Source organism: Acidipila rosea (assembly GCF_004339725.1).
In the GTDB taxonomy this organism is placed as follows: Bacteria; Acidobacteriota; Terriglobia; order Terriglobales; family Acidobacteriaceae; genus Acidipila; species Acidipila rosea.
Genome location: NZ_SMGK01000002.1, coordinates 1,037,064 through 1,052,614 on the forward strand (window position 1 = coordinate 1,037,064; position 15,551 = coordinate 1,052,614).

The 15,551-nt window shown below is 59.2% G+C and carries 9 protein-coding genes; 4 read left to right on the plus strand and 5 right to left on the minus strand.

Going from position 1 to position 15,551, the window contains the following annotated elements:
- Nucleotides 1-36: 36 nt before the first annotated feature.
- On the minus strand, nt 37-2,529 hold the full coding sequence (locus tag C7378_RS09420; protein ID WP_131995162.1) for a glycoside hydrolase family 31 protein: 2,493 nt from the start codon (nt 2,527-2,529) through the stop codon (nt 37-39).
- 275 nt (nt 2,530-2,804) lie between these two features.
- Here C7378_RS09420 and C7378_RS09425 point away from each other — a divergent pair, with 275 nt between their 5' ends.
- Entirely contained in the window at nt 2,805-4,238 is a 1,434-nt protein-coding gene (locus C7378_RS09425; RefSeq protein ID WP_131995165.1) for a DUF5666 domain-containing protein, read from the plus strand.
- Nucleotides 4,239-4,291: 53 nt separating this feature from the next.
- Here C7378_RS09425 and C7378_RS09430 read toward each other — a convergent pair whose 3' ends face one another.
- The 3 genes from C7378_RS09430 to C7378_RS09440 form a co-directional block, all read right to left on the minus strand.
- Nucleotides 4,292-5,119 carry a fumarylacetoacetate hydrolase family protein gene (locus C7378_RS09430; protein WP_131995168.1) on the minus strand — a complete coding sequence of 276 codons (828 nt, stop codon included), beginning with the start codon at nt 5,117-5,119 and terminating at the stop codon, nt 4,292-4,294.
- Between the two features lie 52 nt (nt 5,120-5,171).
- A complete protein-coding gene (locus tag C7378_RS09435) occupies nt 5,172-7,112 on the minus strand; it encodes a YjhG/YagF family D-xylonate dehydratase (protein WP_131995171.1) in 1,941 nt (646 codons plus the stop codon).
- A 199-nt stretch (nt 7,113-7,311) separates the two neighbouring features.
- The gene (locus C7378_RS09440; protein ID WP_131995174.1) at nt 7,312-10,878 is read right to left on the minus strand and encodes a polysaccharide lyase family protein; all 3,567 of its coding nucleotides are present in this window, start codon (nt 10,876-10,878) and stop codon (nt 7,312-7,314) included.
- Between the two features lie 345 nt (nt 10,879-11,223).
- Between C7378_RS09440 and C7378_RS09445 the strand changes: the two genes are divergently transcribed.
- On the plus strand, nt 11,224-12,183 hold the full coding sequence (locus tag C7378_RS09445; protein WP_131995177.1) for an ROK family protein: 960 nt from the start codon (nt 11,224-11,226) through the stop codon (nt 12,181-12,183).
- The gene (locus C7378_RS09450; RefSeq protein ID WP_131995180.1) at nt 12,173-13,924 is read left to right on the plus strand and encodes a class I mannose-6-phosphate isomerase; all 1,752 of its coding nucleotides are present in this window, start codon (nt 12,173-12,175) and stop codon (nt 13,922-13,924) included. Before C7378_RS09445 ends, C7378_RS09450 begins: the two co-directional genes overlap by 11 nt.
- Before the next feature lie 98 nt (nt 13,925-14,022).
- Here C7378_RS09450 and C7378_RS09455 read toward each other — a convergent pair whose 3' ends face one another.
- Nucleotides 14,023-14,805 carry a hypothetical protein gene (locus tag C7378_RS09455; RefSeq protein ID WP_131995183.1) on the minus strand — a complete coding sequence of 261 codons (783 nt, stop codon included), beginning with the start codon at nt 14,803-14,805 and terminating at the stop codon, nt 14,023-14,025.
- 141 nt (nt 14,806-14,946) lie between these two features.
- Between C7378_RS09455 and C7378_RS09460 the strand changes: the two genes are divergently transcribed.
- Nucleotides 14,947-15,516, plus strand: a complete 570-nt coding sequence (locus tag C7378_RS09460; RefSeq protein ID WP_131995186.1) for a c-type cytochrome — start codon at nt 14,947-14,949, stop codon at nt 15,514-15,516.
- Nucleotides 15,517-15,551: the final 35 nt, after the last annotated feature.

Here is a 15,551-nt window from a genome sequence, read left to right on the forward strand (position 1 = left end):
GCTGCTGCCGGCGCTTTTATCACCGGCAGCAGTCCGTCATCTCAGGACGACCTTTAGACTTGCCTCCGGGTCTGCGGAGAAAGTTCCGCTCCACGCGCCATGCTCTTTGGTGAGCGAAACTTTCTGCGTTCCTGCCGTCAACTGCTTCGCCTTGGGTGTCCAGCCGTAGGCCTCGATCCGCACCTGCTTCCACCATGGCTTGAAGCCTGCCTGCTGTGGCTCCATGCGGACCGTCAGAGCGCCGTCCGGCTGTGTTTCGCAGGTGAAGCGCAGGCGCAGATACTTTCCGCTTCGATAAGCGAAGCCGTCTCCGGCATCCTCGTAGAGAGCACCGTGGCAGTTGTCTCCCGGGTAGACCCGCAGAGTCAGCGGCCCGTTCGGCGTTTCATCCGTGCTCTGCACCAGCGGAGCCATGGGCAGCACCGTTCCTCCACGAACATAGACCGGCAGTTCATCGAGCTTTGGCAACACCATGATCGGCTTATCGAGCTGCACCAGATCGTGGCGCTCGGTATCGTTGGGGCTTGCTGGATTCTGCCGGGTGTAGCGCTCTCCCGACCAGTAGTCATACCAGGTGCCGGGCGGCAGGTGCACTTCATAAGGCCGGATCTGATCCGGCGACGGTGAGGCCGCAACCAGCAGTTGAGAGCCCACCATGAAATGGCCGCCGGCATCGAGATCAAGCGGATGGCCATCGCTTGTGGCATGCGGGAACTCAACGAAGAGCGGACGCATGATCGGCAGCCCGGTTCTCGACATCTCTTCCGCGACCGTGTAGAAGTATGGCATCAAGCGGTAGCGCTCATCGATGAACTTGCGTCGGATATCTTCCTGGGCAGGTCCGTCAACCCAGGGCTCGTGGTCGCGCGTATTCTTCGCAGAGTGATCGCGATCGATGGGCTGGAAGGCTCCGATTTCGATCCATCGAGTAAGCAGCTCAACTGAGGGCGAGCCGCTGAAGCCGCCTACATCCGCACCCGCCATGCCGAATCCGCTCAGGCCCAGATTTTCAAGCATCGGAATCGTCATGCGGAGATGATTCCAGGTCGCATCGTTATCCCCTGTCCAGGTGGCCGCATACCGCTGGCCGCCAGCGTAGGTGGCACGGGTCAGCACAAACGGCCGAGCGTCTGGATTCAGCTTAAGCACACCATCATAAGTGGCGCGCGAGTTTTCCATGCCGAAGACATTGTGTATCTCCAGATGCGATGTCGTCCTCGTCTTGAAGCCCGGCTCCTCGATCCGGTGCTGCACATCATCAGGCATGGTCTTCGACGGGTAGCGAAAGATGGCCGGCTCGTTCATGTCGTTCCAGAATCCCGCAACTCCATCGGCGACAAAATTCTTGTAGAGGCTTCCCCACCAATCTCGTGTAACGCTGCGCGTGAAGTCAGGAAAGACTGCCGGTCCGGGCCACACTGGCCCAACGTAGTTCGTTCCGTCTGGATTCTTGACGAAGTGATTGCCCGCTACGCCGGAGTCGTAAGGCGCGTATCCCTGGTTAGGCAGGTTGGCGATATGAAGATCGGTGATCACCACCAGATGAAAATGATCCTGCTTCAAAGTGCCGACCATCTTACGAAAATCGGGAAAGGCCTCGGTATTGATAGTGAAGGGCCGGTTCTTCACCTGGTAGTCGATATCGAGATAGAGCGCATCGGCCGGAATCTTATCCGCGCGCAGTCGATGCGCCACAGTCATGAGCCGGTTTTCAGTTTCATAACTGTAGCGCGATTGCTGGAAGCCAAGCGTCCACAGTGCAGGCAGCGGGGTTGGTCCGGTGAGCCATGCATAATCCTCGATGACCTTCTTCGGCGTGGGGCCATACATCAGATAGTAGGAAACCAATCCGCCCGCTGAGCTGAAGGTGTACTGCGCAGGATCCTCTTTGCCGAAGTCAAAGTAGGTGCGCCACGTGCTGTCCAGCAGCACTCCCATTGCGTTGCCGCCGTGGAACTCCATGAAGAATGGAATGCTCTTGTAGATAGGGTCTGTCGATTCCTGAAACCCGGTATCGGTATTCCACAACGTGTAACTTGAACCTGCATGATCGAGCGGCCCCGTCTTGTCGCCGAGCCCGAAGAAGTGGTCGTCATCACGCTTGACCTTCGCAAGCTCAAATCCCTTTTTGCGCCAGGCCAGTGGCGCTGCATCCTGCTGCACCACATTCCCGGCTGCGTCCTTCACGGTAAGACTGAGATCAGGCGAGATGCTGACGCGCAAGGCCTCCGTGTGGAATGAAGCGCCCGCGGTTCCACTATCCTGCACTACCTTGACCGCTGCCTTCATCGCCTGCGGCAGCACGGCCCAGGAAGCATCCTCCGGCATCCTGCCGTCGTGGCCTGCGGTAATTCGCAGTACATCATCGCGCAGAGCAACGACGCGCATGGTCGTTCCATCGCGCTGCACCTCGACACCATTGGGGAGCGCCGTTGCATGAAACGATGCTGTGGCCTGTGCGAAGACAGCAAAGGGTACACAACCTAAAAGAGAAAGGAGAGCGCCTGATCTAAGGCAGAACTTAAACATGATGCTTGCAGTAAAACGCACTCAACCATCGCAAGGCAAACTACTTTTGACTGGGGCCGCCCCATACCTCTCTTGTACGGCTGAGCTTAGCGCTTCAGAGTGTTCCGTTGACTGACTCTCGATCCACAGCCCGCGCATGTGATGTGACCGGGGACACATCCACCAGGCTGCCGCCGAGCGCTAAATCAGAACACTGGGAGTCGGCAAACAGCCGAGGCTGTGTCGCAACAAAGCGACGAAGTCATCACTCGCTGGTATCCCGAAAGGAGTAGTACATGCCAAAGCCAACCTTCTATCGTGGTCTTATCCCAGCATCCAGTGCAAGCAAACTTGCAGCCGTGCTGAGTGCCTGCCTCCTCGTTATTCTGACAGCGTGTGGAGGCAGCAGCAGCTCCACCCCAACGCCCACTCCCACTACGCAGAGTTCCACCGTGCAGGTGAACATGGGAGATGCTCCAGCGGACTGGATGTTGGCCTTCGCCATGAACATCACCTCCATGAACCTCACCGGCAGCAATGGTTCCGTCGGCGTCGTCAGCGCGTCTTTGCCGGTAGAGATGATCCACCGGCTCGGCATCATGGAGCCAATTGCGATGGTGCCCGTTCCGCAGGATACCTACAACGGCGCTACCATCACTATCGCTTCGTGCAACGTGAGCTACCTTGATCCGAACACAAAAGCCATGGTGCAGAAGACAATTCAGGGACCATTCACCGCGAAGATCGATTTCACTTCGCCAGTCACGGTGGGGGCCACTCCTTACGCATTCAACTTTGACCTCGATCTCGAGAAATCAGTAACGATGGACAACAGCGGAAACCTGAGCTTCAGTCCTACGTTCCAGACGTCTGCAGGCCTGCAGGGCGCGGGCGCCGGCAACGGATCACGCAACGGCGGCATGCAGCAGATGCTCGGGGTCGTCAGCAATGCTTCCGCAACATCGTTCAGCATCGTTCCTCTTCAGGCCACTAACACCTTCACCTTCAAGGTGAACTCAGCCACTCAGTTTCAGGGCAAGGTCAGCAATATGTCCATGGTGGCAACAGGGATGGGAGTACTGGTCACTGCATCGCTGCAGTCTGACGGCACGCTGCTCGCTACCCGCATCAGGTCGAGGATGAATTCCGGCGGCATCATGGGCGGTGGAATCATCACGCAGGTTGTGGGCATGCCGGCTACTCAGTTGACCCTCGTCATGCAGAATGGCGCAGGCGCCAGCCTGATGACCTCTTACCTGTCGCAGCCGCTTACCGTCAATCTCACCTCCTCAACCGAGTATGAAATCGACGATGATCGGGTTGACCTGACCGGGCTGCCCGTCACGCCTGCCTTCGACGCCAGCCATATCTACGCGGGACAGAGCGTTCTGCCAATCAGTGAAGCAACCGGCATTGCAGTAAGTGGATCAGCTGGATCGGTCGGCACCATCACCGCCTCCGACGTCCGTCTGCAGGAGCAGGGTTTCCGCGGAACGACTGACGTGACAATCAGACCGGGCAGCTCTGGCAGCTTCGTCCTCACGCTGCTGCCGGGCTGTGCTTTCACAACTCTCACCGGAGCAACCACGATCCAGGTCTACCAGCAGACCGCAACCAACGTGGAGAGCGCGACCGCTATCCCAGCAGGCACAACGCTGCGAGTGCATGGCTTACTCTTCCAGAACGCAGGCCAGTGGGTATTCGTCGCCTCGACGATTGCTGCGAGCTGACCGTCCAATACAGCAGCGTGTCTAAGTCCAGATACGCTGCTGTATTTTTGTCTTCAGGCGACCTGGTTGGTAAGAGTCCCTACAGCTTCAATCGTGATGCGGATCGTGTCGCCGCCCATCAGTGTGAACGAGTCCGGAGGCACGATACCAGTACCGGTCATCAGAAAGCAGCCCTGCGGAAAGCTCTTGTCGCGGTAAAGATAGCTGACCAGCGTCTCCGGATCGCGCTTGAGTTCCGTCAACTGCACAGCACCGGCAAATTCCGTCTTGCCTGCTCGTTCAATTGCAATCTCGATTCGGGTTTCGCGCGGCAGCGGCTCTCGCGAGACGAATACGCAAGGGCCAAGCGCACAGCTTCCGTCATAGACCTTCGCCTGCGGCAAGTAGAGCGGATTCTCGCCTTCGATATCGCGCGAGCTCATATCATTGCCGATGGTGTAGCCCACAATCTCTCCACGCGCGTTGATGAGCAGCGTCATCTCCGGCTCAGGTACAGACCACCTTGCATCGCTGCGGATTCGCACCTTCTCACCAGAGCCCACTACGCTTCCACCTGTGGCTTTAAAGAAGAGCTCAGGCCGCTCCGCTTGATACACGCGGTCATAGAAGTCGCCCCCGCCCGCATCCTTTGACTCTTCCATGCGCGCATTGCGGCTGCGATAGTAGGTGACACCTGCCGCCCATACCTCCTGGCTCTGTATTGGCGCGAGAATATCGGACGCTGCCGGGGCTGCACATGCAGTCGAGCCCTTTACCACTGCTCGGCAGAAATCCTCGAGACTTTCCTGCTGCACGATTTCATCCCAGCTCAGGTCAGGAATAAGGAAATACGATCCGGCTTCTTCCACGTAGCATCCGCGGCGCGTTCGGTAAAGTTTCACGTTGCTGCTCCTTTTTCAAAAAAACTTTATGGAGGCCCTGGTGCAGGCTCGATTACCGCGCCTCAGTACCCTGGGCGTCATCGGCGGAGGACGCGCTACCCCGCAGTCGCTCGATGATCATATCGGCGTCGTAGACACAGCCGCCCCACACGCCCCCGCTTGCATGCACAAGCGCCGCCCAGAGCCGGGTGTCGACGGGAAGCGCAGGATGTGGCGCGAGATCGGGGCGCGGCAACCTTGCCGCCAGTCGTGCGCGGCCTGTCTCTGCGTCGAAGCGCTCGTTCCCCTCACCAACCAGATCCACGGAGCCGACCAGAGATTCACGATCGATGATGATCTCGATCGTGTCCCCTTCGAGGACACGGCCTATCGGACCGCCCATCAGCGCCTCGGGAGAAACATGTCCGAGACAGGCCCCGGTCGATACGCCGCTGAAGCGCGCATCCGTGATGACGGCAACATGCTTGCAATGCGGAAGCTGCTTGAGGGCCGAGGTGATCTGGTAGATCTCCTGCATGCCCGCTCCAGCCGGGCCGCCGCAAAGGAGCACCACCACATCGCCTGCTCCCACGCGGCCATCCTTGATGGCCTTGATCGCTGCTTCCTCTGTAATGAAGACCTTTGCCGGGCCACGGTGGCGATAGACACCCGCCGCATCGATCAGCGAAGGATCGATAGCCGTGCTCTTGATGACGCAGCCCTCCGGCGCCAGATTGCCCACCGGAAAGCAGACAGTGGAAGTCAGCCCTCGCCTGCGCGCTCGGTCGCTGCTCATGATGACGTCATCCGCATCGACTCCGTCCTGCTGCAGCAACTGCTGCTTCATCTGCTTGCGCCGCGGACTCGCCTCCCACCAGTCAAGGCAACTGTCGAGGCTCTCTCCTGTTACGGTTTTTACCGTTGTGTCGAGCAGTCCTGCCGAGCGCAGGTGCAGCATCACCTCAGGAACACCCCCAGCGAGGAATACCTGGACCGTCGCATAGTTGCCGGGACCATTGGGAAGCGCATCAACCAGCCGCGGGGTCTCACGATTGACTTCAGCCCACTCCGAGGCGACCGGCCGTCGAAGCCCGGCAGCATGCGCAATCGCCGGAATATGAAGCAGTAGATTCGTGGAGCCGCCGAAGGCCGCATGCACCACCATCGCGTTACGCAGGGCTGCGCTGGTCAGCACATCGCTTGTGCCCATCTGCAACTGATGCATCCGCAGAATCGCACGCGCAGACCGCGCAGCCGCATCCAGCCAGACGGGCTCGCCGGAAGGACCAAGCGCTGTATGTGGGAGCGAGAGCCCGAGCGCCTCCGCAACAACCTGCGACGTAGCCGCTGTACCCAGAAACTGGCAGCCACCACCGGGCGTCGCGCATGCGCGGCAACCCATCTCCGCCGCATACTCAAGCGTGATCTGGTGCTGGGCAAAGCGCGCTCCGATGGTCTGCACCTTGCCTGCATCTTCGCCATGTGCAGGAAGCAGCGTAACGCCGCCCGGAACCAGAACGCTCGGCAGCCTCCCTGATGAGGCCAGCGCCATCATCATCGCCGGCAACCCCTTGTCGCAGGTTGCTACGCCGAGTACGCCTTTACGGGTTGGCAGCGATCGCATCAGGCGTCGCAGCACAATGGCCGCATCATTGCGGAACGGGAGCGAATCGAGCATGCCTTCCGTGCCCTGCGTCCGCCCATCGCACGGGTCTGTGCAGGCGCCCGCAAACGGAGTGCAGCGATGCGCCTTAAGCTCGCGCGCAGCCTCCGCCACCAGCAGACCAACCTCCCAATGCCCGGTGTGAAAACCCAGAGCAATGGGCGTGCCGTCTTCCGCACGCATTCCGCCGTGGGTGCTCAGAATAAGGAATTCAGGATCGAGCAGCCGCGACGGCTCCCAGCCCATGCCTGCGTCCTGGCTTAGGCCAAAGAGGTTTCCTGAAGGCTGCGTGAGCAGCATTTCCGCCGTGATGGGCAGCTGCCCCTGCGGCCCGGCAGCATGCGTGCGCATCACTCCAGGATCGAATCCGGAGCTCTCAATGACAGCGTCAAAAGAAATGATCGAAATACGCTACTCCAGAACCGCCGGTTGCGGAAGTGTTTGTCGCGAGCAGGCAGCAGCGAACTGCTTCCTTATCAGGTTCGCAGCTCGCTGCAAACAGCTATGAGAGTATCAGCGATCGGGCCTCCGACCCACTTCCGGCACCGCCTCAACTACCCGGCGTCTGGGACTTCGGCGTTCCGGTTATCCGCACCGTGACGATCTCATGAGGATGGATGGTGAAGGTGAACCCGCTTGTCCCCACCAACGGCAATGCTGCCTGATTTCGCTCGACAGCATCTGCCTGCCACGCCTGGTTGATCTGCAGCAGCGGCGTCTGAACGGTCACAGTTCGCTGCTGCCCCCCGAGATCGAGAAAGCGCAGGATCGTTCCATTCCCATCCTCGGCTGTCTTCCACGCCGTGAGCACGACGTTCGCATCCTCTACTTTGAGGAAGCTCTCCTCATGCGCGTCGAGCGGGTGAGCAAGATGCAACAGCTTGACCTGCGCTGCCGGGTCAGGATACTGCGGATTGCCGTCATGTTCTGCGATCGGGCTGATCGCCTTGTCCTGTGTCGTAACAGTATCCGCCTGAAGCGGCGTTATCTCTTCCCAACCAAGATGGCTGAGCTCCTGCGCGTTAGTAGACGGAGCACTGGTCACAATGTAGTGGAAATGAAAGTGCCCGCCCTGCCCTGCACGGTAGTTCGTATCCCAGTAGTTGTTCATGACGTAGGAAAAGATGGTGCCGGGACGCTTGCCGAACTGTTCCGGCCACGCACCGCGGTTGATGTCGCCCAGCGTCACGAGCGATGCATCGAGCGGCATCACTGTTCCTGACATCCCTTCCTGCTGCACGGAGACCCAGTGCTGCACAGAGAACCACTCATGGCCAGCACCGGGATACATGTCCTTCGCCGGATCCACCACTCCATTCTGCACTTCATATTGAAACTGCGGCTGTGTCATCGCGAAGGGAAATGCAAAGTAGACAGCTTCCTTGCTATCCACTTCTTTCTTGTCTACGTCTTCGATGAACTCGATCTTCTTCTCGCTGTTGAAGAGCCGTATCTCCGTCGCGATAGAAGGCGTATTCGTATCCTCACTCTGCAGATGGGCGACGGCGCCATAAGGAGTATGGGTTATGGAAACAAGACGGCCGCTGCTTGCAGGATGAATCTCGAGATCGGCCTTGGGATACACATGGCTGTACTGCAGCACCGTGTTGGGTCCTTTGTCTCCGCCAGATACATAGAGGTACTGGCCAAAACGATAGGGACTCTGCTGGTTGACGAGTTCGCGCTGCAGCTGCTTGTCGTAGATGCTGCGCACTGCGCCGGTGGAACTGTCGAGCGTCACCTTGTAGTAGGGGCTTTCGAGTGTCGAGACCTGGTCTGTCTGGGGCGTCGCTGCCGCCGCATGCCGCATCTCGAACACCTTGTAGCCGACGGCCGGAATATCCTGCGCCAGGAAGCGAATATGATCGAAGTTGCCGTCACCGCCAAGCCTCTCGGCCGGAACTACTTTGCCGGTCGTCGTATCGACGATCTCATTCCCTTTATCAACATCGAATGAAACCAGTCCATCGCGCTTCCAGTTCAAACTATTGAACACGATCAGACTGCCAGGCGCTGCCGGTATGGCGCTCACCATGCTCGCCATGCTGTTCATGGCGATGAAGTTCGCAAGCGCTTTAGCGTTCACCGCATACTGGTCTTTGATCGCAAGCTGCTTGACCGCCTCCATGCTCGTCGGATCGGAGATGCTGTTGTACGAGTCCCACGTGTGCTCGTCCATCAGCAACATATTTGTCCACATGCGCTTCAGGTCCGCGGTGTTGGCCTTCATCAGGGGATTAATCAGCGCAGTCAATGTCGCCAGCTTTTCTGCTGTGGGCGCGTTGCCCTCGGTCCATCGCTCCATCCCCGCATAATAGGCATCGGAAGCGATGCCATCTTCCCAGTAAGGGCCGCCATCGCCGCGCGTCGTGGGAATCGTGTCGCCGAACTGCTTCTGGATATTCTGCAGCGCTTCGTGGAAGCCGGAGTACTGCAGATGCGGAAAGGCATACGTGTCGTCCCACTCTTTCACAAGCTCTGCCTGCTGCGGAAAGAGGTCGGTGTTCTCGACCTGCGTGCCGTAGAGCATCGTCGCACTGGCATGGTAGCCGGGGTGCTCATACATCTGCAGGAACAGGGGAAGCGTGTCGCGCCCTGCTGCTAAGACGGGAGGCAGCCCAAACAGCATCTGCATCTGCTGGTAGATACGCGAGTACCACAGGAGAACTTTCTTGCCGTCCGGCCCCTCCCACCATATCGGAGAGTCTTCATTCAACCGTCCCTGCAGCAGCACCGGCGCGCGATAGTTGTTGCTCCCACCGGCAAGATAATGAATGCCGGCGGAGGCCAGGATCGACGCATAAGACCACGAGTAAGAAGGCACGTCCGTCAGGTTGGCATAGTTGAACGGCGTGCCATGAATGCGGCTGAAATTTGCGCTTGGATAGAGCGAGCGGATGAGCGTCTCCGCCGCCGGAAATCCAGTCAGAATATTCGCGTACTGCGCAGGGACGAAGAGCTGCTCTTTCTGGAGAGCGGCAATCGCCCGCTGCTGCTGCGCAGGTGTGCGCGTCTTCATGAACTGCTCAAGGTTCCACGCTCCATCCGTGCTGAAGCGGAAATCAGGCTGCTTGCCGATCATATCCAGCGCTTCATCGAGTGCGTGGCTTTGAATGGCGGCAATCTTTGCCTGATAGTCGGAGTAACCGACATCCACGTGAGTATTGGGTACGACAAAGACCGTCCACTTCTTCTTCGGGTCGATCGTCTGCTCGACATGCTGGCGGTGGCCGCTAACCTGCCAGTCAAAGGCCGCGCGCGTCTGCGCTGGAAATTCTGCAACGCTGAAGTCAAGTCTCTCTTCGCCGAAGTCCTGGTTGCCGCGCAGAGCCTGCTGATAGTGCCTGCCAGCGATCGTCAGATCGGCATGGCCTCCCGGCTTCATCGGCTCACTGGAGCGGATGTAAGCTTCTACCTCCTCCTCCAGGCCGCCGGCCCGCTGCCGAAAGTAAATGGTCGGAAGGATTTGCGCGGTCGAGGATCGCGCCTCCGCCTTCGCAGTCCCTCGATCCAGCTCGATAGCGTCATAGGTCAGGCCTGCCTCGGGAACCGCCTGATCGGCCTCCTCGACCGCCTGCAGGGTGATGGTGTTTTCCCCCTGCCGCAGCGCACTGCCCGGCACCGTGAACTCCACATCAGCCTGCGAATACGCCGGATAGAAGGAGTCGCCCTGATCGCCGTTGCTGTAATCGAGCTTGGGGTGCAGATAGAAGATGCCATGCTTCCCATTGATACCAACCCGCAGGGCAGGAACGCTTGCGCTCTGAATGAGCAGCGAGACATGCAGCCGATACGAAGGCGCGGCAGCGTGATCCAGCGTAAACAGGATGGAGCGGGGAGCCGCAGCACTGGCTGGCGATTCATCCGCCGTCGCAGAGCCGAGCACAGCTGGCTGCGCCGCATACCAGTCCTTCGCCGCATCGCTCTTGCCGACAACAAACTTCACCGGCTGCTTCGGGCTGCCCGAGGCAAACTCTACCGAAGAGCGATCAAAGCTTCCTATCCTGAAGACTGGATTGCTCGATTGACTGTTTCCGCTGGCGGCGTGCAACTGGAGAGAAGCTGCGAACAGCAGCGTAAGTCCACTTGCAGAGATGAAACTCCATTTTGCATTCACCGATGAATCGCTCCGTTATCAGCCCAGGAATTGCCGTGATGACCGTTCTTCGCCGAGGCGCGGTAACGGCGTGCATTCCGCCGTCTTCCCTGCGAAACGCGCAGCGTGCGGCGGAACATCGCCATCCTATTCCCTGCATTCTTTATGCGTCAATCTACAATACTCAACAATCGTCTGCACACAGCCGGGGGCGCGAAAAATGCTTTCGAAGGCATGCTCTGACAGCTGGTTTACCATGACCAGAGTTGCGCGAACCACTCCCCGCCCGACCCAACTTCATGATGGGCATTGATGGAGCCATGAGAACAAAGAACGCGATGCAAGGACGAAAGAGGTAAACCCAGGGTGAAGGCATTTGCTGTTGATCTTGGCGGAACACACATCACAGTCGCCGTTGTCGAAGACCGGCAGATAGTGGCGTCGCAAACGATAGGGCAGCCTCCGGCTGCCGGACTCAGGCCTCTGCTGCCGCTGCTGGCCGCGACCCTGCGTGATCTCAGCAACTGCAGCACGCGGGGCATCACGGACGTAGCGGGAATCGCCCTCGGCTTCTGCGGAATTGTCGATAGCCGTGCTGGACGGGTGCAATCCACCAACGGTAAGTATCCTGACGCTGCCGAAATTGACTTCCACTCCTGGAGCAGAGAAAACTTCGACCTCCCGCTTCGCCTCGAAAACGATGCGCGCATGGCGCTCATGGGGGAACACTACGCGGGAGCCGCCGAGGGATTCCAGGATGTTGCGATGGTTACGCTGGGCACCGGCATCGGCAGCGCGGTGATGATCGAGGGCAAACTCCTCCAGGGCAAGCATGGTCAGGCCGGAAGTCTCGGCGGACACGTGCCGGTTGTCCTGCAGGGACGTGCCTGCACCTGCGGCGGAGAGGGCTGCGCAGAGTCCGAGGCATCTGGCTGGGCGCTTCCTCGTTTATGCCAGTCATGGGCGAATTTCCCGCAGAGCGAGCTCGCCGGGCAGGAGATCAACTTTGCAAACCTGTTCCGGTGCGCGGCGAGCGGGGACCCGATCGCCAAAGCCATTCAGCAGCACTGCATGGATGTCTGGGTGGCAACCGGAGTCGCGCTGGTCCACGCCTATGATCCCGAATTGCTTGTCTTTGGCGGAGGAGTCATGCGCAGCGCAGAGGTCATTCTGCCCTATCTTCAGGCGCATATCCCCGGGCGTGTCTGGACTCCGTGGGGCAAAGTGCAGATTCGCAGCGCGCGTCCCGGGAACGAATCCGCACTGCTGGGGGCAATTCCGATGCTATCCACTTCACCTTCCGACGTGAGGACAAATGTACGATAAGTATCCGGAAATTCAGGTTTCCGACTCCAGCGCCAGGTGCATGGCTGGATGGGACTCAATCACGGCCGAACTGCAGCGTGCCGCCCTGGGTCGCCGCTGTGTCCTCTGCGTAGAGTGCTATCCCGGAGTATTCGTGCCCGAACTATGCGCGGCGCTGAAGACCGCACTCAACCCGGCGCTCTTCATCAACGTGGAAGAACTTCTTCTGCCACCCGCCTCCATTCAGGAGCGGGTGCAGCCCTGGCTCACGGATGATCCGGTCTTCGGGCGGCTCACCACCCTCACCATCGCAGACTTTCTTGACTCGCAAAAAGTCGAGTTCGCACGAGCGGCAATCCTTCAGCAGGACAGCGGATTAGTCATCGTAGCCGGCGCCGGAGCAGCCTTTGTCGCGGAGAATTACGATCTCCTTGTCTACGCAGATATGGCGCGTTGGGAGATCCAGCAGCGCCAGAGGCGCGGGCAGATCGGCAATCTTGGCGCGGACAACTGCAACGAACGTCCTTCTCTGAAATACAAACGATCGTTCTTCGTCGACTGGCGCGTTGCCGACCGCATCAAGCAGGAACTCTTCTCCTCGATCGACTACCTGCTCGACACCAACTCACCACAGACGCCGAAGATGATTCCCGGCGACCTGCTGCATCGCGGGCTCATGCTCGCATCCCGGCGACCGTTCCGAGTTGTTCCTTTTTTTGATCCGGGGCCATGGGGCGGCCATTGGATGGAGCGCACCTTCGCTCTCCCTGCGGACGTGCCCAACTACGCCTGGTGTTTCGACTGCGTTCCAGAGGAGAACAGCCTGCTGCTCGCCTTCGGGGAGCTGAAGGTTGAGATCCCCGCCATCAACCTCGTCTTCACTCATCCGCGCGAGTTGCTGGGGCAGGATATCTACCGCAGGTTCGGCGCAGAGTTTCCAATCCGTTTCGATTTTCTGGACACCATTGAAGGAGGAAACCTCTCGCTCCAGGTCCACCCGCTGACCGAGTACATCCGGCAGGCGTTTGGCCAGTCCTACACGCAGGATGAGAGCTACTACATCCTCGACGCGGAGCGCGACGCATCAGTCTATCTGGGCCTGAAGGAGGAGGTCGATGCCGACGCCATGCAGCACGATCTCGCAGCTGCCCAGGCGGGTGACGCTGCCTTTGACGCCGAACGCTACGTCAACAGGTTTCCTGCGCGCAGGCACGATCACTTTTTGATTCCCGCCGGAACCGTCCACTGCTCCGGACGCGGCAGCATGGTGCTTGAAATCAGCGCCACGCCCTACATCTTCACCTTCAAACTCTGGGACTGGGGACGGCTCGGGCTCGACGGACGGCCGCGGCCGATTCATCTGAAGCACGGCATCGCGAATATTCAGTGGGACCGGACCACTGACTGGGTAAAGCGCTCGTTGATCAATCGCGTGGAGCCGGTTGCCGAAGGCGACGGATGGCGGGAAGAACGAACCGGGCTGCATGAACTGCAGTTCATCGAAACACGTCGGCACTGGTTCACCGGGAGCGTGCCTCATGACACCGGCAACACCGTGAATGTTCTCAATCTGATTGAAGGGGAGCAGATCGTCGTTGAAAGTCCGGACGGGGCCTTCGAGCCCTTTACCGTTCACTACGCTGAGACCTTCATTGTGCCGGCACAGGTTGGCCTCTATACCATCCGGCCGTCAGGCCCCTCGGAGGGCAAGAAGTGCGCTACCATCAAGGCCTTTATCCGCCCAGAGCACGCATCCGCCTGACCGCAGCCTGAATCATGAAATGCCCACATGCGAAAAAGCCGCCAGGAAGGATCCTGGCGGCCATTGCTCTTCGACTCAGCCCGGTTTAAGCCAGCAGCCTATTTACGGCCCCAGCGGTAGACGCCCGTTACGGTGAATCCCAGGTTCGGCTGTAGGTTGCTGCCGTACTTGGTGACCAGCATCATCGGCAGAAGCCGGATGGCCAGGCTCGGACTCAGATTGTAGTCAACCTGCGCGCCGGCGCTTAAATTCAGCACATTGGTATTCGAATAGAGGCCGACAAGGTTGGCGGGAACGCCGCCCGTACCGGTTGCCCAGTTTCCATGACCCATGCCGCCCAGCAACTGCGCGCTCCATCCCCAGTGCACGCCCTCAAAAAAGTGATACTGCGGACCGGCCATGAAGCTGTACTGGCTGATGCTCGGGTGGAAGATCGGTAGGCCCAGCTCATTCGGGTGCGTGTAGGCCCGCCCGTAGTAGCCGCGGACGTCGCCTGTGACACCCCAGTTGCCGTGGACCCAGTCCGTAAAGCCGACATTCCACATGCCTTCGTCCATATGCTGCAGCGTGTGGCCGGGCCGGAAGCGCAGGTAGCCGCTGCCGAAGTAAATCTCATACTTATGGCTATACGTGTCCTGAATGGTCTGCTTGTCGCGCTGTTCCCGGCGAGCGCGAACCCGCTGCTGCGCCTGCCTTAAGACCTGCGCCCGCTGCTGCTGCGTCTGCGTGGGCAGCTCCGAGATCGGCCCCTGCTGCTCGGTTTGCGACTGTGGCTGCTGTGGCTGAGTTGTATCCTGCGCGCGGAGCGTAGACCCTGCGGACAAAAGAAAGAGAAATACGGGATACACCGCGTACTTCAGGCACTTACTCATGTGAACCAAACGTGAAAACCTCCGACTGCCCCAAACAAAAAGTCTTTGAAAAGCTATTGTATTCGAGGCATTGGGGCATCTGCTCATAGATGACGTTTTATTCAGACGGCCGTTGTAGCATTATTGTCTGGTACGGAGCGAAAGGCGCGCATGAAAAAATTCCTGATTGGGCTTCTCGTAGGCTTGGCTGTCATACCCATTGTCGCCGCTATTTATCTCAAGTTCGGCAACCCTCCGGTGGCCGTAACTGATCCGGCTTTCCCCTTTGAAAAGCAGATTGTTCATGTACCCCTGCATGCGCGCATTGACCGCGAAATGCCCAAGACAGTGCCTATCGAGCCGTCAGCCACCAATCTTGAAGCCGGCGCACATATCTATCGCCAGGAGTGCGCCGCCTGCCATGGCCTCAACGGACTGCCTTCCGACATCGGGCCGCATATGTATCCGCGCGCTCCTCAGCTCTGGCATCCCCATGGCAAGGGCGTCATCGGAGTCAGCGACGACCCGCCGGGCGAAACTTACTGGAAGGTTGCGAACGGCATCCGTTTGACCGGCATGCCAGCCTTCGCCAAGATCCTCAACGAGACTCAGATGTGGCAGGTCAGCCTGCTGCTGGCGAATGCCGATAAACCGCTGCCGCCCACGGTGATGGATCTGATGAGGCGTCCGCTTGATCTCGATCCGCAGACCCCTGCGGCAGATCCGGTCTCCTCGAAATAGCGGCCTCGCCCGCAAGTATTTCTCTCAATACCCCG

What these genes read in the sequence shown, in the direction of transcription:
- C7378_RS09450 (WP_131995180.1), top strand. Translation starts at nt 12,173, where the DNA reads ATGTACGATAAGTATCCGGAAATTCAGGTTTCCGACTCCAGCGCCAGG.
- C7378_RS09460 (WP_131995186.1), top strand. Translation starts at nt 14,947, where the DNA reads ATGAAAAAATTCCTGATTGGGCTTCTCGTAGGCTTGGCTGTCATACCC.
- C7378_RS09420 (WP_131995162.1), bottom strand. Translation starts at nt 2,529, where the DNA reads ATGTTTAAGTTCTGCCTTAGATCAGGCGCTCTCCTTTCTCTTTTAGGT.
- C7378_RS09435 (WP_131995171.1), bottom strand. Translation starts at nt 7,112, where the DNA reads ATGCGCACGCATGCTGCCGGGCCGCAGGGGCAGCTGCCCATCACGGCG.
- C7378_RS09425 (WP_131995165.1), top strand. Translation starts at nt 2,805, where the DNA reads ATGCCAAAGCCAACCTTCTATCGTGGTCTTATCCCAGCATCCAGTGCA.